This is a genomic window from Desertivirga brevis (assembly GCF_017355835.1).
Window position 1 is genome coordinate 822377 of sequence record NZ_JAFEWF010000001.1, and the last position, 23147, is coordinate 845523.

Annotated in this window: 17 protein-coding genes; 4 read left to right on the top strand and 13 right to left on the bottom strand. The window is 40.4% G+C overall.

Going from position 1 to position 23147, the window contains the following annotated elements:
- Nucleotides 1-48: 48 nt before the first annotated feature.
- The 3 genes from J4N25_RS03645 to J4N25_RS03655 all read right to left on the bottom strand — a co-directional run bounded on the left by J4N25_RS03645 (nucleotide 49) and on the right by J4N25_RS03655 (nucleotide 4098).
- On the bottom strand, nucleotides 49-2295 hold the full coding sequence (locus J4N25_RS03645; RefSeq protein WP_207420787.1) for a Tex family protein: 2247 nt from the start codon (nucleotides 2293-2295) through the stop codon (nucleotides 49-51).
- Nucleotides 2296-2418: 123 nt separating this feature from the next.
- Nucleotides 2419-3426, bottom strand: coding sequence for a phosphogluconate dehydrogenase (NAD(+)-dependent, decarboxylating) (gene gnd / locus J4N25_RS03650; RefSeq protein WP_207420788.1), 1008 nt, complete (start codon nucleotides 3424-3426; stop codon nucleotides 2419-2421).
- A 147-nt stretch (nucleotides 3427-3573) separates the two neighbouring features.
- On the bottom strand, nucleotides 3574-4098 hold the full coding sequence (locus J4N25_RS03655; RefSeq protein ID WP_242695766.1) for a YMGG-like glycine zipper-containing protein: 525 nt from the start codon (nucleotides 4096-4098) through the stop codon (nucleotides 3574-3576).
- A 259-nt stretch (nucleotides 4099-4357) separates the two neighbouring features.
- Here J4N25_RS03655 and J4N25_RS03660 point away from each other — a divergent pair, with 259 nt between their 5' ends.
- A complete protein-coding gene (locus J4N25_RS03660; protein ID WP_207420789.1) occupies nucleotides 4358-4654 on the top strand; it encodes a Dabb family protein in 297 nt (98 codons plus the stop codon).
- 58 nt (nucleotides 4655-4712) lie between these two features.
- Here the strand turns inward: J4N25_RS03660 and J4N25_RS03665 are convergent, their stop codons facing one another.
- From J4N25_RS03665 to J4N25_RS03675, 3 genes are all read right to left on the bottom strand, one after another.
- Entirely contained in the window at nucleotides 4713-5393 is a 681-nt protein-coding gene (locus tag J4N25_RS03665) for a pseudouridine synthase (protein ID WP_207420790.1), read from the bottom strand.
- Nucleotides 5386-5580: a hypothetical protein gene (locus tag J4N25_RS03670; RefSeq protein ID WP_207420791.1), complete on the bottom strand. Its 195-nt coding sequence runs from the start codon at nucleotides 5578-5580 to the stop codon at nucleotides 5386-5388. The genes J4N25_RS03665 and J4N25_RS03670 overlap by 8 nt, the downstream gene beginning before the upstream one ends.
- Nucleotides 5581-5698: 118 nt before the next feature.
- Complete coding sequence (locus tag J4N25_RS03675) at nucleotides 5699-6655, bottom strand: hypothetical protein (RefSeq protein WP_207420792.1); 957 nt, start codon at nucleotides 6653-6655, stop codon at nucleotides 5699-5701.
- A gap of 344 nt (nucleotides 6656-6999) precedes the next feature.
- Between J4N25_RS03675 and J4N25_RS03680 the strand changes: the two genes are divergently transcribed.
- A complete protein-coding gene (locus J4N25_RS03680; protein ID WP_207420793.1) occupies nucleotides 7000-9720 on the top strand; it encodes a carboxypeptidase-like regulatory domain-containing protein in 2721 nt (906 codons plus the stop codon).
- Nucleotides 9721-10224: 504 nt separating this feature from the next.
- Here J4N25_RS03680 and J4N25_RS03685 read toward each other — a convergent pair.
- The gene (locus tag J4N25_RS03685) at nucleotides 10225-12126 is read right to left on the bottom strand and encodes a rhamnogalacturonan lyase (RefSeq protein WP_207420794.1); all 1902 of its coding nucleotides are present in this window, start codon (nucleotides 12124-12126) and stop codon (nucleotides 10225-10227) included.
- Nucleotides 12127-12437: 311 nt separating this feature from the next.
- Nucleotides 12438-12788: a phage holin family protein gene (locus J4N25_RS03690; protein ID WP_207420795.1), complete on the bottom strand. Its 351-nt coding sequence runs from the start codon at nucleotides 12786-12788 to the stop codon at nucleotides 12438-12440.
- 153 nt (nucleotides 12789-12941) lie between these two features.
- Here J4N25_RS03690 and J4N25_RS03695 point away from each other — a divergent pair, with 153 nt between their 5' ends.
- Complete coding sequence (locus tag J4N25_RS03695; RefSeq protein ID WP_207420796.1) at nucleotides 12942-16334, top strand: DEAD/DEAH box helicase; 3393 nt, start codon at nucleotides 12942-12944, stop codon at nucleotides 16332-16334.
- 4 nt (nucleotides 16335-16338) lie between these two features.
- Entirely contained in the window at nucleotides 16339-16713 is a 375-nt protein-coding gene (locus tag J4N25_RS03700; RefSeq protein ID WP_207420797.1) for a DUF2784 domain-containing protein, read from the top strand.
- Between the two features lie 80 nt (nucleotides 16714-16793).
- Here J4N25_RS03700 and J4N25_RS03705 read toward each other — a convergent pair whose 3' ends face one another.
- From J4N25_RS03705 to J4N25_RS03725, 5 genes are all read right to left on the bottom strand, one after another.
- Nucleotides 16794-17762, bottom strand: coding sequence for an MBL fold metallo-hydrolase (locus tag J4N25_RS03705; protein WP_207420798.1), 969 nt, complete (start codon nucleotides 17760-17762; stop codon nucleotides 16794-16796).
- 26 nt (nucleotides 17763-17788) lie between these two features.
- Nucleotides 17789-18334 carry a DUF4142 domain-containing protein gene (locus tag J4N25_RS03710; RefSeq protein ID WP_207420799.1) on the bottom strand — a complete coding sequence of 182 codons (546 nt, stop codon included), beginning with the start codon at nucleotides 18332-18334 and terminating at the stop codon, nucleotides 17789-17791.
- 135 nt (nucleotides 18335-18469) lie between these two features.
- Nucleotides 18470-19486, bottom strand: a complete 1017-nt coding sequence (locus tag J4N25_RS03715; RefSeq protein ID WP_207420800.1) for a Gfo/Idh/MocA family oxidoreductase — start codon at nucleotides 19484-19486, stop codon at nucleotides 18470-18472.
- 84 nt (nucleotides 19487-19570) lie between these two features.
- Nucleotides 19571-20293, bottom strand: coding sequence for a ThuA domain-containing protein (locus J4N25_RS03720; protein ID WP_207420801.1), 723 nt, complete (start codon nucleotides 20291-20293; stop codon nucleotides 19571-19573).
- 3 nt (nucleotides 20294-20296) lie between these two features.
- A complete protein-coding gene (locus tag J4N25_RS03725) occupies nucleotides 20297-22861 on the bottom strand; it encodes a phosphoenolpyruvate carboxylase (RefSeq protein ID WP_207420802.1) in 2565 nt (854 codons plus the stop codon).
- Nucleotides 22862-23147: the final 286 nt, after the last annotated feature.

Genomic DNA, 23147 nt, shown 5'->3' on the forward strand with positions numbered 1-23147 from the left:
GTTCAGCAACCCACAAAAAAACTACACAATTATTTAATAATTCTTTAATCAGGAAAACTTGCTTTTTAAAGCAGCTAACTTGCTTGCCATGTCTGTTTCTGGCGCAGCTTTTCCTTTCTGCTGCTGATTACGGCGGTCACCTTGTTTAGGTCTTGATGCCGGTTTCTCTTCATCTCTCTTCATCGACAAAGAAATCCTCTTCCGATTTACATCGACCTCAGTTACAGTAACTTCAACTTTCTGGTGAACCTTAACTACTTCATTGGCATCTTTCACAAACCGGTTTGCAAGCTGACTTAAGTGAACCAACCCATCCTGGTGAACGCCAATGTCTACAAATACGCCAAAATTAGTAATATTCGTAACGATACCAGGCAGCTTCATTCCCACCCGCAGATCCGAAACTTCATTCACACCTTCCGTAAACGAAAAGGCTTCGAATTGCTCACGGGGATCACGGCCAGGCTTCGCGAGCTCCTGGATTATATCCGTGAGCGTCGGCAAGCCTACTGTATCACTTACATACTTCTGTAGCTGTATTTTCTTTCTAAGACTTTCATCTTTGATCAGATCTTCGACCTTACAGTTAAGATCTTTTGCCATTTGTTCTACTAATGGATAGCGCTCCGGATGGACGGCACTCGAATCCAAAGGATGTTCAGCATTTCGTATCCTTAAAAAACCGGCAGCCTGCTCAAAAGCTTTCTCGCCCAACCTCGTAACCTTTTTAAGATCATGGCGACTACGGAAGGCTCCGTTCTTATTTCTGTACTCAACGATATTTTGAGCCAGTTGGGGCCCCAGTCCGGAGATGTAAGACAAGATCTGTTTAGACGCTGTGTTAAGCTCTACACCTACAGCATTCACTGCGCTGATAACCGTATCATCCAGAGAGGTCTGTAATTTGTTTTGATCTACATCATGCTGATACTGACCTACACCAATTGATTTAGGGTCTATTTTCACTAATTCAGCAAGGGGATCCATTAAACGGCGGCCGATAGACACAGCGCCCCTAACAGTGATATCTTTATCTGGAAATTCTTCACGGGCAACGTCTGAAGCGGAGTAGATAGAGGCTCCACTTTCGTTCACCATTACTACCATAACCCCATCTAAATTTAATCCTCTAACAAATGTCTCCGTCTCACGGCCTGCAGTTCCATTTCCAATAGCTATTGCTTCCACATGGTATTTATCTACCAGGTGTCTCAAAGTCTTGTTGGCTTCTGCCGCCCCACCGGCACCATTATGAGGATAGATATTGGTATTCTCTAAAAGCTGTCCCTGCTCATCAAGACAAACTACTTTGCATCCGGTTCTGAAACCGGGATCTATCGCCATTACTCGCTTCTGCCCCATAGGTGCGGCCAGCAACAATTGTCTTGCATTCTCAGCAAATACCTTGATTGCCTCGTCGTCTGCTTTTCTTTTCGTCAGCAGGCGTACTTCCGTTTCGATCGAAGGCTTAAGCAAACGCTTATAGGCATCAGCGATAGCCAAACGTACCTGATCTGCAGATGAATTGTTTCCTTTAACAAAAAGCCTGTCGATTATAGCTTTCGCCTCATCTTCCGGAGGGCAAACATCAAGAGATAAAATTAGCTCCTTTTCTGCACGACGCATTGCGAGGATGCGATGCGATGGGGCAGTTTTAATAGGCTCCGACCATTCGAAATAGTCTTTGTATTTAATGCCTTCCTCTTCTTTTCCCTCAATCACCTTCGATTCAAATTTTCCTTTCTCCAGGAACAGTTCGCGGATAGCTCCCCGACATTCTGCATTTTCCGTAATGAATTCGGCAATAATATCACGAGCTCCTGCTAAAGCCTCTTCTTCTGAATTGACACCTTTGTCAGCATCAATAAACTTAGCAGCCTCTACCTGAAGTTCAATTTTATTTTGCTCCAACACCAGGTCGGCCAGAGGTTGTAAACCTTTCTCCCTTGCTGCAGTCGCACGTGTTTTACGCTTAGGACGATAAGGAAGATAAATATCCTCTAAAGCAGTCATCGTTTCAGCGTCCTTAACCTGTTGTTCCAGTTCCGGGCTTAGCTTACCAAGCTCTGTAAGGGATTTTAATATAGCTTCTCGACGTTTGTCCAGCTCGCGTAATTGCTCTATCCTATCGCGGATCCCTGCTACCTGTACCTCATCTAAACTTCCGGTCAATTCTTTCCGGTAACGGGAGATGAAAGGAACTGTTGCACCTTCATCAAGTAATTCAACAGTGGTGCTTACCTGTTTTTCAGCAATTGAAAACTCTTCAGCAATTTTCTTGAAATGTGAGATCATGTCCTTCTCGTCTGTTTTCTAAAAGATTGCGAAGTTGAGGCTATAAAGTGAGAATTCAAAATGAGATTACAGAAAGAAAAAGAGCGTTAAGACTTCGCCAGGGGGAAGAAAAACATCTCCCGCCTACCCAAGGGTATCTGAAGGGCCACTATGGTCCACAGCCTTTTTATACATTGCAGCAGAATGAGCGTTCTCTATCTTTCCAAATTGCCGTTCGTGCTTTATTCCCTCGTGGGGACCGAATGGATGGCCACCAAATCCATTTCGCATCATCGCAATTGCTTTTGACCATAGAGGCTCTTTGTCTCTTGAGGCAAAGAGTTGCATAACCGACTGAGCTATTACGGGCACAGGTACTTCCATTCTCATTGCATCATTAACCAGCCAATTCACTTCACCAGTATCTTCAATATAAGCTGGGATATTTTCGTAGCCCCCTTCCCTTTTCATAACGGTTGCCATTAGTTCGATAAGCCATGATCTTATTACCGATCCATGGTTCCAGGCTTCAAGGATCTCTAGCACATTTAACTCGTCTTTGTAATGATCAAGCAATTGCATTCCCTCCCCAATAGCTTGCAGCATCCCGAATTCAATTCCATTATGGACCAGTTTGACGTAGTGACCTGAACCGGGAGCACCTGCATAAACAAATCCCCCCTCAACCGCCAGATCTTTTAATATGGGCGTCACGATCTTTGCTGGTTCCTGCTCGCCGCCTATCATAAAACAAGCTCCATGTCTTGCTCCATCCATTCCACCACTGGTACCACAGTCTATAAAATGGATCCCTTTTTCCTTTAATCGTGTATATCGGTTGATTGAATCGCCCCAGTAAGAGTTACCCCCGTCAATAAGGATGTCTCCTTCTGTAACCACCGCAGCAAGCTGATCAAGTAACAGATCAACTACTTCTCCCGCCGGAACATAAACAAAAACTATACGGGGACTTGGAAGTTGGCCTACAAAATCCTCCAGAGAATCGCTCACCACCAGACCTTCATGTTCCAGAAGCTCTTTGTCGGGATTTTTGTCAAGGCCTATTACCCTGTATCCTTTATCAATTGCCTGAAGGGCAAGATTGCCACCCATTTTTCCTAATCCGATAATACCAAAAGTAGCTTTACTCATAGATGTATGTTTGCAATAGAAATTATGAAACAGAAAAATGTTTTAGCTTTTATTGATTTTCATCCTTCGGAGGGGAAAAAAGTAAAGAAATAAAAAAGGGTCGCCTGCATTGCAAACGACCCTCAGAGGAAAACAAATAAAAACCTTTTATTGTACTCTTCCAGATTTCCTGTCTTGAGATCTACCAATTACATAACCGGCACCTGCACCAACAAGACCACCAATAATACCGCCTCTAGCGTCTTTCTTATCAACGATAACACCAGTTAAAGCTCCGGCACCTGCCCCAATCGCGGCACCTTTAGCTGCTGCACTCCATCCTTTTTTCTGTGCTGCTGGCGGAGTTGTTGAATAATAGGATTCAGACACTCCTTTAACGTAAGTACGTCTAGGCGCAGAATAAGATGAAGAAGATGTACGGCGAGTACTGCGTTCGGCCCTGTCAGCTGCTAAAGAAGCAAGCTGAGCCTGTTGAGTAGCGATCTGCGCTTGTTGAGCAGTTATTTTTTGAAGACTGTCAATTTTCAAACTATCGCGCATCGCTTTGATCGTATACTCTAATGCCTTAATCGAATCAGCCTTCCTGTTTGCGTCGGCCGTCGTGTTCGTGTTGTTACTGCATGCTGCAAATACTGTTGTAGCGAATGCAAAAGCTACTGCTAATCTTCTCATAAGTGTATTGTGTTTTGTGTGTTTTCAAAAAACTTCAACCGGTTAGGGTTGGATATTAATCAGTAGAAAAAATAATGCCAAATTTTCTATTTCTTAATACTTTCTTAATTAAGACTCCTGCGCCAGTTAAGGGTTTAACGGTTTTTTGAAATTAAGCCGAATTTTTAAAAAATTTATAATAGGAGCTTAATCTGAATGACTCGAGAAGAGGGGGTAAACATGATATATTTCTATATTTGCGCTCTTAAAATTAGAGATTATGTTAACTCACCACGTTTTATTTTGGCTTAAATCAGATACTACAGAAGAACAAAAAACTGCATTTCGTGCAGGATTGGAGTCTTTATCAAAGGTAGAAACAATCAAATCAATTTACATCGGAACTCCTGCCCCTATTGACAGGCCTGTTGTTGACACTACTTATACGTTTTCATTAGTTATTGTATTTGATGACCTGGCGGCGCATGATGTTTATCAGGTCCACCCTGTTCACAAGGCTTTCTTAGATGAATTCAGAGTATTATTTGAACGTGTGGTTATTTATGATGCACAATAAATAATGGAAAGAGACTGGTAAGTAGAGGGCTCCTACTCTCAATAAGCCAGTCTCTTTTTTAGTTCCAACCCATCACCTTCATTACACTTTCAAATTCAGCATGAAGCGGAGCTGTGATGCTTATTCTTTCCTTAGTAACGGGATGAATAAAGTTTTGAGACGAAGCATGTAGTAACATGGTCGTCATATCCCAAGTCTCCTTAAAAAACTTATTTTGTTTATTACAGCCATGAGTTCTGTCCCCAATAATTGGATGAAAAATGTGGCTGAAGTGTTTTCTCAGCTGGTGCATTCTACCGGTACGGGGACTAGCTTCTACGAGTGAATACCTTGAAGAAGAATGTTTACCAAATGCAACATCTATTTCGGCTCTTTTTAATGTGATATAAGAGGTATAGGCCTCCTGTAATGTTCCGTTCTCTTTTTTTAGAGGATAATCTATATCTTCCTGATCAGGTGTAAAGCCGCGAACTATGGCAAGGTATTTTTTCTCCACTTTATTCTCAGCAAACTGCCTTTGCATAAGGGCTTCAACTTCCTTACTCAATGCAAAAAGTAGAACACCTCCGGTCTTTCTGTCTATCCTGTGAACAGGATTAACCCATCTCCCTATTTGATCCCGTAAAAATTGTAAAGCAAATTCTTCAACATCTCTTGCTATAGATGAACGATGGACGAGAAGCCCGTGCGGTTTATTAATAGCAACCAAATACTCGTCCTGAAATAAAACATTAAGCATTGTCGCTACTTTCAGGAAGAGCTTCCAATATAGTCGCAAGAAAATCCGGACGTTCCTCTAGGATTTGAAGTTGACTTTCCAGGGTCTTAACTTCTTCTTCCAATTTCTGAATATCGTCTCTTTTTGCTTTAATTTTCTGTTTTATTGATGTGATTACAATCTGAGCCCTGCCTTTTGCTTTTGCCATATATTGAAATTTTTCGTGTGGCAAAATTACTTAAAAATTGGTAGCCCGGGGCCTAAAATCGCAAACAACCTTCTACCCTTGAAAGTAACATATTGTGGCATTCTACCACATTCCATCACTACTTTAAAGCCAACTTTTTCTCAGATACCGCAGTAACTTTGGTCAGGGCATACTTTAACAGGGGGAACATACCGCTAAAAACAGACCTGAAAACTTTTTTCCTGATCAGGTACCTCTTATAGTGCCTAAAAAACGCACTATTAGTAGTGGGTCTATTATTAACCAGGAAACGTTTATCCGAAGGGAGATGCAGGAGGAAATGGTTGTGATAGGCATCTATCGAGTTTTGATAATGTTTTGGTTTAACACTCCAAAATCTTCCTATGATCATCAATGAACCTGCATCTAATATGGATTCGGTCCGTTTGAGCTTCTCTATCGCTATTGACGTGATCATTTCATCACCCTGATGATGGAAACCCTGAATATTTTCAAAATAAGCTTCTCTAATAGAAGAAATTTCTGTATCAAGTTTTTTGAAAAAAGCAGGTGGACCTGCTATGAATTCCCCTCCGGCCCATAAACCCAGTGATCGCTCTAGAAGAAGTTTTTCTTTATTCTCAATAATATTCTTCAGGCCATATGCCGGCCCTACCTGATTAGTGATGTCGTAATATAAAGGTATTTTTTTATCAATAGCAGTTCTTAAGCTATAAGGAATTTCATTAACACAAACAACATCCGAATCAATCAAGCCAACATAGTTATTATCCAAGGTAGCTAGATATGTGATCACCTCTAACTTAAAATGGGCCGAAAAGAATTTAACACCCGAAGGTACAACTGATTTAAATTGAAGTTGGATAATGGGATAGGGATAATCTGGCATCAGATTTCGCAAATACTCCTCCTCATTAGTTATAACATGAAGATTTACACCCTGATTTTTAAGCCCTTCCGCCAATTGTCTTGCACAAGAAAGGTAAAGTAAGATCTGTGATTTCAGGCTAGTTACAAAGTTGTTATGAATACTTTGCTCATTGCGAGACACATGAATTAAAGTAAATAATTCCATAGGAAAGCGCTACAGTTACAGTTATATGAATAATCCTTTAAGTACTAATACAAAATAGAGCAGGCTTTTAGAAAAGAATATCCCCTAATCCTTCTAAACTCATAAGCCTAAAATATTAAATCCCTTCCCCCTCTTATTTAAGATCTATAACCAATTGATTTCGGGACTTTTACAATATTACAGATCTTGGCTGTTTAAACACACATTTTTCTCAGAAGTTTTTTTTGTATTTAAAATTATCTGGTAACCCCTCTCAAAAAAATGTGAAATTTTGTTAAGATTAACGCGTTCATGATTTGGATAAAATTCTAATCAATATCTTTATCCTCATTTAACCTTGCTTCATGTTGTACGAATATAAAAAAATTCTATCCACACTCCTGTTAATTTCCTCGTCTATTTTGGGTTACGCACAAAGTGATAGTATTGATTTGAATAGTATCATTGATAAGAAAGTAAAGCTTTCGACAGAAAGGCCTGTTGAAAAGATCTATATGCATTTTGATAAGCCATATTACGCTGTTGGCGATACAATTTGGTTTAAAGCATATTTAACAATGGATCAGCACGTACCTTCTACGCTAAGCAAAGTTGTAAATGTCGACTTCCTTACTGAGACAGATTCAGTTGCAAATAGCTTGAAGCTTGCGGTTAATAATAGTGTGGCTTCAGGCAGCATTGTCTTATCTCCACCTACCTATAAACAGGGTAACTATCGCATCAGGGCCTATACTACCTGGATGTTTAATTTCAAAGACGACTATTTTTTTCATAAGAGTATTCTCGTGGGAGATGCAATACAAAAGCAACTCGCCACAAACATTACTTTTTCTGATGGTACCGACAGGGGGGGAAAAACAAATGCGCGGATAAGTTTCAGGGATGACGACGGCAAGCCTTATGCGAATAAGAAGGTAAACTGGAAGGTCAATCTGGGATATGAAACAGTAAGCAAAGGAAAAGTTGAGACTGACGCGAGCGGATTTGCAACAATTTCAATTCCTGAATACAAAAAAGGCTCTCTCCGCGAAGGTTCATTAATTACTTCAATTGAGGTGAACAATGCGAGACAGATAAGCAGTTCATTCAAACTCAATCCTGCTTACCCTAAAAATGATATTCAGTTTTTTCCTGAAGGAGGACAGCTTTTAGAAGGTATACCGACCAAAGTAGCATTTAAAGCTATTAAAGCAACAGGGCTTGGTATTGATGTAAAAGGTAACGTTACTGATAATTCGGGTAGTTCGGTGAGTGAATTTAATTCCCAGCACCTAGGCATGGGTAGTTTGATCATTACACCTGAAGCTGGAAAAACCTATACGGCTAATGTAACTTTTGCTGATGGCTCTAAATCATCATACCCCTTACCAGCCGTTGTTGGCTCTGGCATTACTATAAAACATAGCCCTAAACTTGATACTACCTTAAATTTCAGGATATATTCAAGTAATAATTTCCTTGAAACAAACAGGAATAAAACATTCTATGTGATCGCCCAAAGTAGTGGCATTGTTATGTATGCAGCGAAGTTACGCCTGGTGAACCAAGTGACTTCGGTTGCCATCTCAACCAGTAAATTCCCTTCTGGTATTATCCAGCTTTCTATTTTGTCGGCAGCCGGAGAACCATTAACCGAACGCCTCGCATTTGTTTACCGTAAAGAGGAGCTGTCAATAAAAGTAAAAACTGATAAGCAAGTTTATGCGGCCAGGCAGAAAGTAAGTGCTGCAATAAGTTCTTTAGCTGACAACAAACCAGCTGAGGGACATTTTTCGATATCTGTAATCGACGAAACACGAGTGCCAGTAGATGAAAATGCAGAAACAACTATACTGAGCAGTTTATTGCTTAGTTCTGACCTTAAGGGCTATATTGAAAAACCTAACTATTATTTTACAAATATTAACGAAAGCAAAATTGCAGATCTCGACGCCTTGCTATTAACTCAGGGATATCGAGGATATTCCTATAAAGAGATTATAAGCAATAGTGTTCCTAGGGCAAGTTTCCCGCCAGAGCAGGGTATATCATTGAGCGGGACCCTAAGATACAATAATGGGATGCCTGTATCTAAAGGTAACATCCGCCTGATCATTCCTGACAAGAGCTTTGGAGTAAGTGCGGTGACTACAGCAGATGGACGGTTTAGGTTTGACAATGTAGCCTTTGCCGATTCTTCAAAGATTACCATCAGCGCCGTAAATAATGTGAATTCAAAAAACATGGTGATCACAATGGATGGTATCCCCTATCCTTCAATCGCGGCTAATGTTAATTCTCCCGAGCTCATTATGAATATAGATAGCGCATTAAATACTTATCTACAACATAGCAAAAGAGAACATTTTGATGGCCGTCTTTTGCAGGAGGTTGTTATTAAGGCAAAGGCCTATGAAAAAAAGAGCAGCCACATGGATTATACAGCTCTTGCTGGCTTAAGTATGATGCCTAATTCACAAGTTTCAGGAGAGAGATTTAAAGGTTGTAATAATTTTTTGCAATGTTTACAAGGATCGGCTATGGGTTTAACGTTCATGAACAATGAGTTTTATATTACGCGTGATTATAATGCTGGCAGACAGGTTCCGGTTCAGATCTACGTAAGGGATATGCCGGTTGATGTTAATTTCCTTAACTCGATTAACCCGCCGGAGGTTGAATCAGTAGAGATCTTTTACAATGATGGTGTTAGCGGCATAAACAGAAGAACGCAGACTAATGGTGTAGTTGTCGTTAATATGAAGGAGATCAAGAAAACGTCCATGTCTATTTCGCAACTTAAGGAACTCTTTCCGGATAGAAATACTTTGACCTATAAACCACAGGGATACGCCAAAGTGAAACAATTTTATACTCCTAAATACAGTGTCAATCCTTCAAGTTTAAATAAAGCTGATTTACGGACAACCATTTACTGGAATCCGGCAGTAACTACTGATAAAGCAGGAAACGCCGTCTTCGAATTTTTCAATTCAGATAATAAAGGCACTTTTAAAGCTGTGGTTGAGGGGCTGGATAAGGATGGAAGGCTGGGAAGAGCGGTTTATCGCTATACAGTTAAATAATTAACGATTTCGGCAAAGGATAGCTTAATTGGAGGAATATTAATATATAAAACTCTCACAAGTACAGTTTGATCATATTTTAAAGGAGCGGAAAGGCTCCTTTTTTTATTTACGGTCACCCAACTCTTGCCGCTCCTCTTTCGTCTTCAATTCTGGAAATTACTCATCCGGGATAAATTTATTTTGAAATAAGTGGAACCGTAATCGCTTCTAAGAGTAAAAGGGCTATAGCTGGAGACAATAAAGATATAGCAGACTCATCCTGTAGGTGGTAGGAACTTTCAGATCATTTCCCAATTCCAGCCTGGGACTGGTTTGGTTGTAACTGCTGCCACAGGCATCTGCTGGTCTAGGCATACTATCCTTCTTCCCATTCCAAACAGGTTATCCTTTCAATTCCTCTTTCTTTGATTGCCGGGATACACGCGGTAAAAGGATCAGTTGATCCTTGGCAGTAACTTAAGTTTCAGAAGCCCCACTTGTCGGGACTCCTGAAACATTCATCTAAGGAGTATTTGGTTTGGTCAGAACAATCTTCGGTTTTGGGGGTGCGGCCATCCCTGGTCCTATGTAAAAACTCGCATGTGGAGGCTGGTTATACGCAACGTTCTGCCAGGCGATACTTAAACGGTATTGAGGATCATGCATAAACGTATAAAACCTGTTCTTTGCGGGAACAGTAGTTGTAAATATGCGTAGTTCTTTTGAATCTGGTGTCCGGTATATGACTTCCTCACGCCAATCCCCGAGAATATCACCGCTCAATACAGGTGTGGCCTTCGTTCCGTTATTACTTAAACAATTGTATTGGGCTGCGTCCAATAACACATCGCTTTTCTGATTTTGATAATCCCATTTGCTGATGGTAGTGGAATTGAGTATTTCGCTCAAGAAGTCGCTATCCCAATAAATACCGAAATTGGCAGGAGGTGTATTTTCGGCTATTTTTCTTCCTTTAGTGTCATACATACCTGTAATTCCGGCACCTGCTACCCAAGACTCAAAACCAGCATACCTTGGATCAACATCCAATGAAAGTGCCCTACCTGGCCCTTCCCCATCCTCACCTGCTGCAACCGAAGGAATCTTCCAAATTATCTCCCCGGTTCTTGCATCTCTGAAATTTGCCCCTGCATCGCCAAAACGTTCTTGCGTTCCAAAAACTTCAAGTCCTGGCCTGGACGGATCAAGATCAGAAACATGAAGAGCATCTGCATGACCAATTCCTGTAGAATATAAACCTTTGCCATTATCATCCACCGTCATCTGACCATAGATTATTTCATCTTTACCATCGCCATCAACATCTGTAACTGTTAGATTATGGTTCCCCTGGCCCCTGAAACGTCTGTTTTCCTCACTTGCATCACTATCAAAAATCCAGCGTTGGGTTAGCTTCCCATTTTTAAAATCCCATGCCGCTAAAACAGTACGGGTATAATATCCACGGCACATAATTAGGCTTGGATGCACTCCATCAAGGTAAGCCACCGCAGCAAGGAATCGATCTCCGCGGTTGCCTCGCCCGTCACCCCAGATCTCCTTCATCTCCTCGGTTGTTGGATCAAGTTTAGACGGATGCCTTGCAGGAGTATAACCAACGGTATTAAGTGCTGCGCCAGTTAAACCATCAAACACTGTAAGGTACTCTGGGCCCTTTAGGATATAGCCTTGTTCATTTACATAGTTCTTGCTTGAATCACCAATCACTACACCTTTCCCATCTATCGTTCCATCAGCTGTTTTACAAGCTACTTCAGCCCTTCCATCTCCATCAAGATCATAAACCATAAACTGAGTATAATGAGCACCCTCTCTGATATTCTTACCTAAATTTATCCTCCAGAGCATACGCCCATCCAGCTTATATGCTTCTAAAATTGGAGGATCTGTTAGTCCTGCGTGAGAATTATCACGGCCACGACCAGCCTGGTGCAGAACGATCTCATATTCACCATCCCCGTCAAGGTCACCTACAGAGGCGTCATTGGGCCGGTAACCTTCAAGGGTTTTCAAGGGCACAGAGAGATAAGGCGAGGCTGTACCTCCAGCCTTTAATGTGAAAGCTTTACTAGTCTCGATTTCTTTTCCGTTTAAAACGGCCTTAACCAGGTATGAAACAGACTTCGTTGTGTCAACATTTTTATCAACAAAATCCGTGGTTAATACTAGAGGAGCCTTATTTAGCTTCTCTGGTCTTCCGTTATTCAAGCTCCTGTAAACATTAAACCCAAGATTAGTGGGATCAGTTGCCAGCAGTCGCCAACCTACATAAGTTTCTACGCCCTGTTTAACGGCAACAACACCGCGTCCAAGGCTTTCCATTTGTCGTTGAGCCCACGCCCGGTCAGAAGCAAGAGGCAGAAGGGCCAATAGTAATAATTTGCTAGAAAAAAAGGACTTCATGATTTCTAATTGGTGTCATAAAAATACTTCCTATAAGCCCTATTTCCCATCCTGCCCTATCCTGAGAATACCATAGGCAGTATACTAAAAAGTCATTTGAATTGTGTTATTCCACGATTTCACTGAAAGGGGTAATGTACTTGTTACAAAAAGTATGTGTAATTACCTTATTACAAGGAATATTTTTTGTCACTAATGGTGATGAAATTAGTCTACATCAGAAATATGATCGGTTTGTAAGGGTCACCAATAGGAGAAGAATTGACTGGAAGAAAGGATCCTGAAACCTCAGGACCTTTTCTTATTACCGGCTAGGTGAGTTCTGGATGAAGTATTCCTGATAAAATACTTCCAACAATCGCAAGAACTACAGCGATAATTAATGCCGGTGTAAAGCCTTTTACATAAAAACCAGAAAAGATCTTATCAGCAATTTTAATCATGATGGCCGTCACAACAAGTCTTACAATGAACGATAGTAGCCCCAGGGTGACGATGTTTAGTGGTAGTCTTAGAAGAAATCCTACAGTTGCATTCAGAATTCCAATAATTAGCGCCACCAGAATTGCAGTAGTATAATTTCTAATGTCGACAGTAGACATGACGGAGGCGAGCAGAAACAACACTGCGCCATTTACAAGTAATTCGATTATAAAATCCATAAGGTGTTTTTTTAAAGTCAATTATATTTATTGGTGAGACCTTTCAAACACTATTCCAGATGGTATTCGTAATTTTTGAATTTTATGTTAGAAAATTTGCCCGATAAAAGCATGATTAAATCTTATTTTGATTGCATCTTTGAGTAAGCTCTTATGAATCGGGACAAAGAAGAATCGCTATATCATACCTACACTATTCAAAATTTTGATATTCTATCCCTTAACGAGGTTTATATTCAGATACATAGCTCTGAAAGCTTCCCTTCCTCTAAAGATACTCTCGGTATTACACCAGAAGAGATCGGCCTTAATAATGCCACTTTTATTCTTAACGAGGAGAGAGATCAGCCGGTGGTTGTTTCAGTATTATTACTTCAAAACGTGCTCACGACCTCTTGTTCCTGCAATTTAAAGACAAGCAAACTTTGCCGTCACCAATCGCAGGTGATCTACAATATTCACAAACGGGATGATATCAGGCTTTTTTTTGACGATCTGGCAAGACGTGAACGTATCAAAAAGTATGCAGAACAATTTGGTATGGAGAACGAAAAGGACCTAGAAAGTTACTTTGACCTTTCATTTGAACAAGGTAAGACACAGGTTAGATCGAAAATCAAAGGATTAATTGCCGTTAATCAGGAGACGACAGAAAGATTGCAGCAGCATTTCAAGGGAGCTCCTGCTGCAAAAAGAAAAGCCCCTGTAGAAAAAGATGAAAGTCTCTTGCTTATTCTCAGAAACCATAAATACTATAAACACCTGATCATCCAGTTGGCCCAAGCTAGCTATACCTCTAATGGGAAAATTAAAAATCCTATTAAGATAGTTAAGGCGGTTGATTATCTCTGGCAGAGCGAGGACGCGCTCGAACTGAAATTCTTTTCAGCCGTTCAGTTATTTGAGGATGGTTACCATGAGGTTAACCAGGCCTCTATAGATGCGCTAAGGATTATTTTGAAGAACCCTCTTGATTTAACTTTATACGAACATGATTCTGCTATTTCTGAAAATATTAGCTCAAGATCACTTAATCCGATAGAACGAATACCTGGTGTATCAGATTGCAGATTGTCGGTTTTTAAAGAGGGGCCCTTTTATAAAGTAACGGCCAGGATTGGTATAGATGAAGTACTGTACCCCGCGGATAACTTTAGTATTAAGTACAACTACTTCTTAAATTATTGCGGCAAGCTTTACTTACCAGTCAGCTATAAGATTATTCAACTCATTTCACTTTTTAAACAGTACGATTTCTCTATCACTATAGCCGAAAGCAAGTATCAGGAATTCCGAAAAAGTTTCCTTGCGAATCTTGAAGACGAAATGGAAATAAATTATTCCTATTTAAAGCCTGCAACTCCGGTTCAACTTGAAGAGAACTCTTTTACTGAGCCGCCAGAGAGGATAATTTACCTTACCGATTCTAACCCATACATAGAGATAGAACCCGTGATGAAATATGGAAAAGAGGAAGTGGCAGTGCTTAGCAGACGTTTTATTTACAGTACAGGCATTAAAGGAGATGTATTTTCGGTGCAAAGGGATACGGAGGCCGAACTTGATTTTATCGCCAATATTGCTAAACAACATCCTTTCTTCACCGAGCAACTTCAGGATGGGCTTTCCTATTTATATCTGCATAAAGAACGCTTCCTGGATGAGAACTGGTTCCTTGACGCTTTTGAATCCTGGACGGAACAGGGAATTCAAATATTCGGATTTAACAAGCTTAATGAAAAAAACTTAGATCCAAATAAAGCTAAGATCCAGGTGCAGATCTTAAGCGGCTTAAACTGGTTTAACGTGGACATGGAGGTGCGTTACGGTAAGAAAAAGGCTTCCTTAAAAAAGATAAAAAAGGCAGTCAAAAATAAAAGTCGATATATTGAACTTGATGATGGTAGCTTAGGGATTATACCTGCAGAATGGCTCGAAAAATTTAAAACTTATTTTGAAGCCGGTGAAATTGTTGATGATGAATTCCGAATACCGCGTACCAATTTTGCAGTTATCAACCATTTGTTTGACAAAGAAATTCTTTCAAGTGATGTTAAGGCTGAAGTCGAATTCCTTCAGGCTTCATTTGCTGATTTCGACTCGATCAAAGAAGTAGAACCTCCTGCCGAATTGAGAACCGAACTTAGGGACTACCAAAGACAAGGCCTGAATTGGCTTAATTTCCTTGACGACCTGAATTTTGGAGCTTGCCTGGCCGACGATATGGGACTGGGTAAAACCGTTCAAGTACTCGCACTACTGCTTCTTCAAAGGCATAAACGGAACCGGAATGTGAACATAGTTGTGGTTCCCACCTCTCTCCTTTTTAACTGGCAGGCAGAGATTGAAAAATTTGCTTCCTCATTAAGTGTTTATACCCTCTACGGTAGCAACAGAACGTATAATTTCGACGAATTTTTAAAGAACGATATTATTCTTACCACCTATGGCACTTTACTTTCGGACATCCGATATATAAAGGATTTTGAATTTAACTACGCCATTCTGGACGAGTCGCAAAACATAAAGAATCCTGATTCTCAACGCTACAAAGCGGTAAGGCTAATAAAATCAAGGAATCGAATCGTATTAACGGGAACTCCGTTTGAAAACAATACGTTCGATCTCTATGCGCAGCTGTCTTTTACTTGTCCCGGGTTGTTAGGTAGCAAGCACTATTTCCGTGACGTGTACTCCACACCGATTGACAAATTTAAAGATGCCAGAAGATCTGTGGAACTTCAGAATCTGATCAAGCCCTTCATATTACGACGGACAAAAAAGCAAGTCGCATCAGAACTTCCTGAGAAGACAGAGATGATCCTATACTGCGAGATGAAAGAAGCCCAACGCAAAGTCTACGACATTTATGAGCAGGAAATAAGAGATTATTTGTCGGGCATTGAAAACGATGATGTATCTAAAAGCTCGATACATGTTCTTCGCGGACTTACTCGCTTAAGACAGATCTGTGATTCTCCACTATTACTTCGTGAACCTACTTTTACAGAGATAAATTCTTCAAAAATTGATGCTCTTCTGGAGCAAATCGAGGGAAAATCACGGAAGCACAAAATACTTGTATTCTCACAGTTTGTAGGAATGCTTGATTTGGTAGGCAAAGAACTTGAAAGAAGGAATATTGGATTTGCCTATTTAAGTGGAGCAACTAAAGACAGAGAAAAAGAGGTTAAGAAGTTTCAGGAGAAAGAAGACCTGCGAATATTTCTGATCAGCTTGAAGGCTGGAGGAACAGGATTGAATCTTACCAAGGCTGACTATGTTTATCTACTTGATCCGTGGTGGAACCCTGCAACGGAAAACCAGGCAATAGATCGTGCGTATCGTATAGGGCAGAAAAGGAATGTGGTGGCAGTGCGTTTAATCTGTCCCAATACTGTCGAGGAAAAGATCCTTAAGCTACAGGAGGGGAAAAACGAGTTAGCATCTAGATTGATCAATTCAGAAGCATCGTTCTTCAAATCGTTAACCAGAGAAGATCTTATGAGTTTAGTGAGCTCTACTATCCCTAACACCCTACGATAATCAAATGCTACAGATTCTGGATGTATTTTTCACGCTACTACACCTTGTTATTATTTTGTTTAATTTATTTGGGTGGCTATTTCCCAAACTTCTGAAATACCACCTCCTGTTTGCCTTGGTTACATTGGGTTGCTGGTTTGTACTGGGAATTTGGTATGGCATAGGCTATTGTCCTATTACCGATTGGCAATGGCAAATAAAAGAAAAATTAGGCGAAAGAGATCTTCCGGCTTCGTTTATTAAATATCTGCTGGATCGCCTATTGCAGAAAAATATAGATAATGTTTTAGTTGATTGGCTTACAGGTCTCGGGTTTGGATTTGCAGTTATAGCCAGTATTTATCTCAATATCATAAGCGTTAGAAAGAGAAAAGATTAGCCTTGAATCTTTTGATCATAAGCTAATCCTTTCTTTACTAATTTAAGGAACCCTGAAGGTCGGGGCACTGTTCGCAATTCCTAGGATGTAAATCTTTTTTTATATCCCCAGAACATTCCCAAAGTAGCAATTGCGCCTACCACAAGAGCACCAGTAACAATAAAAGGATTGTTTACACGCTTTGGAATATATTGCACTCCATTCTTATTCGCCCGTGCAGGTTCTCTCACGTATCTTCCATAGCTTGGTACTGCCTCTTCCTTAAAATGCATACTTAAATTATCAAGCGCCAGTTGTAACTCTTCCCCATACATGGGGTAACCATGTCCTGTTGCTGCTATTTCAGGTTTCATAGCCGCAAGCAACATTACGGATTGCTCTGAAGCCAACCAATCTATGGTGAAATATTGGGGAGGGCCTGATAGAACTTGCTTTTGGGTAAGTACTGAGAAAGCCGATTCCTGCTTGGTTGTAACAAAAGCATCTGCCGCAATCAACAACTTATCGTTTTCTCTGTAAAAAGCAACTTGTCCCGGCGAATGACCCGGTACATGTATGTATTTCCATTCAGTAAGTCCGGGAACCTCCTCATCCGCCAGTACTTTAACCCGCCCATCTAAATTTTTAGGCTCTTTTGGATACATCCATGACATAAGGCTCATTAACCCGCCTCCTACCATTGGATCTGGCGGCGGATAACAGGAAATACCCTTAAGATATGGCATTTCCAGGCTATGCGCGTATACAGGCACATCCCAGAATCCTAAAAGTTCCTCAAGCGCTCCTACGTGATCAAAATGACCATGAGTTAAAAGTATAGCTGCAGGCTTCGTTCCTGGTTCAAAAAGATGCTCAGCCAGTTTCCTGATTTTTTCTCCTGAACCTTTCAACCCGGCATCAACCAGGTACCAAACATAGTCGCCCTCCACTTCCTCACAAATAATATAGATATTTACGAATACTATTTTCATCCCCCATACTCCTGGGGCGACTTTAAAGTATTCTAAACCATCATGTTTTATTTTTTTAAAAGACTGTTTTTCTGTCATTTGCATATATTATAGTTTAGATGTTCTTATTTTATTGTTGTTCTTAACATTTTCACGGCGGCATTGTGTGCCTCCAGTTCTGGCGAAACCGTTGTAACAAACTTCATCAATTCCTGGTCGTCAGTCTTCTCAGCAGCCTTCTTGTAAAGCACAAGGAGTTTTCGCTGATTTTCGGATGCGAGGTTAAGGAAAGTCCGTTCAAACAATGCTCCCTTTAGCCTGAAGAGCTTTCCGATAGCATCTTTGTCATCGTCGAGCATTTTCTCCTGGTACGCCAGTCGTTTGCTTTGTGCTAATTGTCTTAGTTCCTGACCAATCTTTCTATGATACTGAAGCGATTTGTTTGCAAGCATTTTAACTTCCTGTCTTACTGGTCTTCCCCGGGCAAGTAAGGCAAGTTGTATTCCCATTTTGTTTATTGCGGCGAGTTCGTCTAAATATTCAGATCGTGAAGAGTCAGCTGGTGAACCGCTATTCAGAAAGGCAGCATCAATTCCGGTAAAGCCCATGCTATATCCGGCCGGAGTTAGAAGAATATAAAGGATCAATAGGTTTATATAGCTAGCCCTCATGACTTTTGCCTTGTTTATAAACAACAAGCACAATGCGGGCCAGTTTTTAAATTCTGACTTATAAGATGAATCATGTAGAAAACGCACGATAAAGAAAGAGCCTCCCGGTAAAGTTGGAAGGCTCTTCTTAAAGCTTTATTTACTCTCCAGCAACTCCAGTTGCCAGATTATTTCATTCTCCTTTATAGGATAAGGAACGTCTAATCTCACATAATTGTAAACAGCCTCAAACAGTCTAACATAGTTTCCTTTTAAGGCTGTATTATATTGTGTTGCTGGAGTACCATCTGGTTTTAGGGTGGTAAGAATACCTTCCGAGCCGTTGGGTTCAAAGCCATAGTTCGGATCTGTAGGAAGTATCGATCTCTCCAACTGGGCTTCCTGAACATCCGTCCTTTTTTTCACAAAAGACCCTTTAGAACCATGAAGTACAAAAGACGGTAGTGGACTCACTACCTGAAGATTTCCTGTAACAAAAACATTCAACCCGGCGGGGTACTTTAAATGGAAATGAAAGAAATCATCAACCCGAGATTCAGGGCGGTAAACACCTGTGTTTTTAACAAAAGATTCCGGTTTACCAAACAAGCTGATCACCTGATCCAGTAAGTGAGGACCGAGATCATAACTTAACCCACTTGCAGGAAGAGGTTCTTCCTTAAAATACTTGGGGCTAATTTCTTTTCTATAGCGGTCGAAGCGGAAATGAACTTCTATCAGGTTTCCCAGCTTCCCTTGTTCTATTACGGTTTTTACCGATTGAAAATCGGAATCCCAGCGGCGGTTCTGGTAAACCATTACCTTGCAATCCTTAACCCTGGCAAGTTCGAACAGCTCTTTCGCCTGGTCTGAAGTTGCAGTAAAGGGTTTTTCAACCAGTACATGCTTTCCTGCGTTTAAAGCTAGCCTCGCATGATCAAAATGCAGATGATTCGGCGTATTTACAATAACCATCTCAATCTCGGGATCGGCAAGCAACTCCTCCACTGAGTTATAACTCTTAATATCCGCATATCTTTCTGCCGCTTTCTTCTTTGATCTTTCCGCTACGGCCCTTAATTCGAAACGATCGCTGGTATGAATAAAAGGAGCATGAAACACTCTTCCTGACATACCATAAGATAGAATTCCGGTAACAATTGGTCTTTCCATTAAAATGCTGTTTAAAAACAAAGGGACACAGAAGTATCCCTTTGCTCATGTAACGAATATGATTAAATCCTGTTTTCGCGATAATTATAATTTAGCTGCATACCTGATACCGCCCAACAGATGCTTCAGAAACTCCGGTTCAGTAAATGACTCTTCTGTATGGCCCAGCGCGGTATAAAAAACCCTTCCTCCTTCAAATTCATGATGCCAGGCAATAGGATGACTATCTCCGTTCTTTCCCCCTTCGTAAGACTTCTCATCAAGATTAATTAACACCTTAATATCTGGATTGATATCTCTAAAATTATACCATTCATCTTTACGATTCCAAGGGTTAGGCAATCCTTCTGTAGATGGATGATCCATATCAGCTATTTGAAGACTAGCCTGCTGTACTTTGGGGTGATTGGTGAAGTAAGCCCCAACCAATTTTCCGTACCAGGGCCATTTGAAAAAGCAGTCGGTTGCAGCATGAATTCCAACAAAACCTCCGCCTTTATGAATATACCGCTGGAAGGCCTGCTTTTGGGGATCGTTCAACAAGTCTTCTCCAGTAGGACTAAGGAAAATGATCGCACTGTATTTTTTAAGATTCCTGGTCGTAAAAACCTCTCCGCTTTCAGTACTGTCGACTAAAAAATTATTCTCCTTCGAAAGTCTTATAATTGCTGCAATTCCGGCGGGAATACTTTTATGCCTGAAACCTGCAGTTTTCGAAAAAATCAAAACTCTTGCCGGCTTTTTTGAATTGCCGGCAAAAGCAATATTCTGAATTATTATAAGAGACAGTATTAAGAGAATTCGCATATATTAGGCTAAGTTCCTACCTGCATTAACAATTCCGTAAACTGTGCGGATAACCAATTTGCTTAAAACAGAAGTTTGTTCTTCGGATACTTTACCCTCGTTCAATTGCTGCAAAGCATAATGCTGAATAAGTACTAATGGAAGGATGATCTTTTCACGTAATGCGATAGAACGTTTCTCCACCGGGTACTGTTCCAATAGCTCCGACGTTCCGGTTAATTCAAGAAGGAGAGACTTTGTTAAATCATACTCCTCTTTCAACCGGAACCAAAATGCCCCGAAGTCTTTATCTTTAGAAAGATGTGTAGTAATCCTGAAATCAGCCTTACTCATAGACATCATACAATTATCCATCATGGTTTTGAATTGTCCTGATGTATTGTAAAGGTTCTTTACTTCATCCCAAACCCCATTCTCTTTAGCTGTTTTCAAAGCTGTTCCCACTCCGTAGAAACCAGGAATATTCTGCTTTAACTGGCTCCAGGCTGTAACGAAACTAATAGCACGGAGGTCCTCCAGCTTAAGTTCTCCGCCAGAATTTCTCTTAACCGGCCGGCTACTAATATTGATGTGTGAAAGGTGTTTTAAAGGACTTAGTTTCTCAAGGTATTTCAAGAATAGTGGATCCTCACGCAAGGTAACAAATGCATTATGACTGGCAGAGGCCATTGATTGAATCAAATCCTTTTGCTGCTGCGAGAAAGTGTTTTTATCGCTCTTATCCAACGCATTAACTAATCCTGCATTGATCATTTGTTCGATGTTGTGATGAGCTGTATCAAATGATCCATACTGACTGCTGATAGTTTGGCCTTGGATTGTCAACTGGATGTTATCATTTGCGATTTCCTTACCCATTGTAGCATAGAAACGATGTGTTTTACCACCACCACGAGCCGGAGGTCCACCACGGCCATCAAAGAACGCCAGTTGAATTCCATATCTTCTTGCCAGTGAAGTAAGTTCCGCTTTTGCTTTGTAGATAGACCAGTTGGCCATTAAGTAGCCTCCGTCTTTTGTGCTATCTGAGAATCCAAGCATAATGATCTGCTTATTTCCTCTTTTCAATAAATGTTCTTTATAAAACGGATTGGTGTATAAAGTTTCCATCACCGCTGAAGCGGAAGAAAGATCCTGAACCGTCTCGAATAAAGGTACAAAGTCGATATTTAACTCATCCTTTTTCCACCCGCTCCATAAGAAGAGATTTATTAACTGAAGGATATCAGAAGCTCTCTGACAGTTACTTATGATAAAGCGGTGAGAGGCTTTTTCACCACCTGAATACTGCATGCGTTTCATTAAGCGAATTGTCTGGAAAGTATCCTCTCCAAGACTATCATAACCCTCAGACGGTACATCCTCTTCGTTAAATGTTATATGTTTAACTTTCTCATCCTCCGAAAGTTCATCATATCCATCAACAACAGGGTTTTTAAGGAAGGCACGGGCTGCCTGATGAGCTTTACGAAGTACACGGCTATCCTGACGGATGTCCAATGAAGCAAAATAACATCCGAAGATCTTTACTTTCCGTATAAGGTCATCCACATTATCAACGAATAAATTATCGTGAGCACGTTGAAGAACACCTTTAATCGCCTCAAGATTTTCAATAATTTCCCCTTGCAGGTCTACGGGATTCTCTACCCTCGTGAAGCTGTTCTGGTAAAACAACTCCTGAAGACGAGCCATAGGAGTCTCTACTCCCCTAAATGTTATTCTACGTTTAAGGTCGCGAAAATCCCTGTAATAACATCTAAAGATGATCTCTCTTAGCAGTTCTGAAACTTCTTTTGTTATTTGACAGGTCACATTAGGATTTCCATCCCTGTCGCCTCCTGGCCAGAAGCCTAGCTCAATCAACTGGTTCTGGTTAAATGTAACTCCTTCAACCTCATTTTCAACCTCTTTTTGTAGGGCTGAAATAACTTTATAAAATACGTTTTCTAAAAACCAAACTAAGCTTGCCGCTTCATCAACAGGCGTAGGCTTGCTCTTATTAAAAAATGGAGTTTTACCAAGTTGTTGTAATAGGAGGTTGATAGTATTAATATCGTTAGTCTTTAAAGCTTCGGTTAGATCTGTAATAATAGCTAAAACACGACCTGGGTAAAACTGGGTCGGATGCGCTGTTAATACCAGCCTTAACGAAAACTCTTCAAGTTTCTTTTTGATTTCAGCCTTCATCTCAGGATTTGAAGCGGCTTGCTGAAGTAGGAAGGCCAGTGCATTCTCCTCTGCACTATTTGTTTTGCTAAAGGCCGAGTCTTCAATTGCATCAAATAGTACAACCTGTCTTTCAATGTATTGAATAAATCTAAAAAGAAGGTCTATCCGATCTGAACTTTGTACATATTGCTCATATTGCCCAAAAAAACTTTCAATGATATCTGAAGGGGCAAGATTTTGCTTCACACCTTCCTCGCAATGTGAAGTAAAAAATGGAAGTAAAGTTCCTGTGTGCTTTACTCTGTAAAAAGGAAGAGTAAGGAACAAACTGTTATACAGTTCAAACCGTGTTACAACTTCGCTCGCAAAAAGCGCTTCTTTCTGACTTAATTTCATTTAGTAATTGATATGAGCTAATAGCTAACAAAAATAAGAGCTTTAACGCGATACCAAAATTAATACGTAGGAAAAAAGCTTATTTTTTTAAACATAAGCGAACACATTTTGATATTTTCTTAATATTTAGACATCTTTTTTGAAAATGCCTTTAGTCAAGCCACCCTATTACACACCTTAATTTTGAAATTCCTGAAGTACTGTCCATAATTTCAAAATCCTCGGTGAACCTCACAGGGTGGCTACGCTACCAAAATATAGCTTATTAAGGGTATTTCTTTTTTTT

What these genes read in the sequence shown, in the direction of transcription:
- J4N25_RS03645 (WP_207420787.1), bottom strand. Translation starts at nt 2,295, where the DNA reads ATGATCTCACATTTCAAGAAAATTGCTGAAGAGTTTTCAATTGCTGAA.
- gnd (WP_207420788.1), bottom strand. Translation starts at nt 3,426, where the DNA reads ATGAGTAAAGCTACTTTTGGTATTATCGGATTAGGAAAAATGGGTGGC.
- J4N25_RS03655 (WP_242695766.1), bottom strand. Translation starts at nt 4,098, where the DNA reads ATGAGAAGATTAGCAGTAGCTTTTGCATTCGCTACAACAGTATTTGCA.
- J4N25_RS03660 (WP_207420789.1), top strand. Translation starts at nt 4,358, where the DNA reads ATGTTAACTCACCACGTTTTATTTTGGCTTAAATCAGATACTACAGAA.
- J4N25_RS03665 (WP_207420790.1), bottom strand. Translation starts at nt 5,393, where the DNA reads ATGCTTAATGTTTTATTTCAGGACGAGTATTTGGTTGCTATTAATAAA.
- J4N25_RS03670 (WP_207420791.1), bottom strand. Translation starts at nt 5,580, where the DNA reads ATGGCAAAAGCAAAAGGCAGGGCTCAGATTGTAATCACATCAATAAAA.
- J4N25_RS03675 (WP_207420792.1), bottom strand. Translation starts at nt 6,655, where the DNA reads ATGGAATTATTTACTTTAATTCATGTGTCTCGCAATGAGCAAAGTATT.
- J4N25_RS03680 (WP_207420793.1), top strand. Translation starts at nt 7,000, where the DNA reads ATGTTGTACGAATATAAAAAAATTCTATCCACACTCCTGTTAATTTCC.
- J4N25_RS03685 (WP_207420794.1), bottom strand. Translation starts at nt 12,126, where the DNA reads ATGAAGTCCTTTTTTTCTAGCAAATTATTACTATTGGCCCTTCTGCCT.
- J4N25_RS03690 (WP_207420795.1), bottom strand. Translation starts at nt 12,788, where the DNA reads ATGGATTTTATAATCGAATTACTTGTAAATGGCGCAGTGTTGTTTCTG.
- J4N25_RS03695 (WP_207420796.1), top strand. Translation starts at nt 12,942, where the DNA reads ATGAATCGGGACAAAGAAGAATCGCTATATCATACCTACACTATTCAA.
- J4N25_RS03700 (WP_207420797.1), top strand. Translation starts at nt 16,339, where the DNA reads ATGCTACAGATTCTGGATGTATTTTTCACGCTACTACACCTTGTTATT.
- J4N25_RS03705 (WP_207420798.1), bottom strand. Translation starts at nt 17,762, where the DNA reads ATGACAGAAAAACAGTCTTTTAAAAAAATAAAACATGATGGTTTAGAA.
- J4N25_RS03710 (WP_207420799.1), bottom strand. Translation starts at nt 18,334, where the DNA reads ATGAGGGCTAGCTATATAAACCTATTGATCCTTTATATTCTTCTAACT.
- J4N25_RS03715 (WP_207420800.1), bottom strand. Translation starts at nt 19,486, where the DNA reads ATGGAAAGACCAATTGTTACCGGAATTCTATCTTATGGTATGTCAGGA.
- J4N25_RS03720 (WP_207420801.1), bottom strand. Translation starts at nt 20,293, where the DNA reads ATGCGAATTCTCTTAATACTGTCTCTTATAATAATTCAGAATATTGCT.
- J4N25_RS03725 (WP_207420802.1), bottom strand. Translation starts at nt 22,861, where the DNA reads ATGAAATTAAGTCAGAAAGAAGCGCTTTTTGCGAGCGAAGTTGTAACA.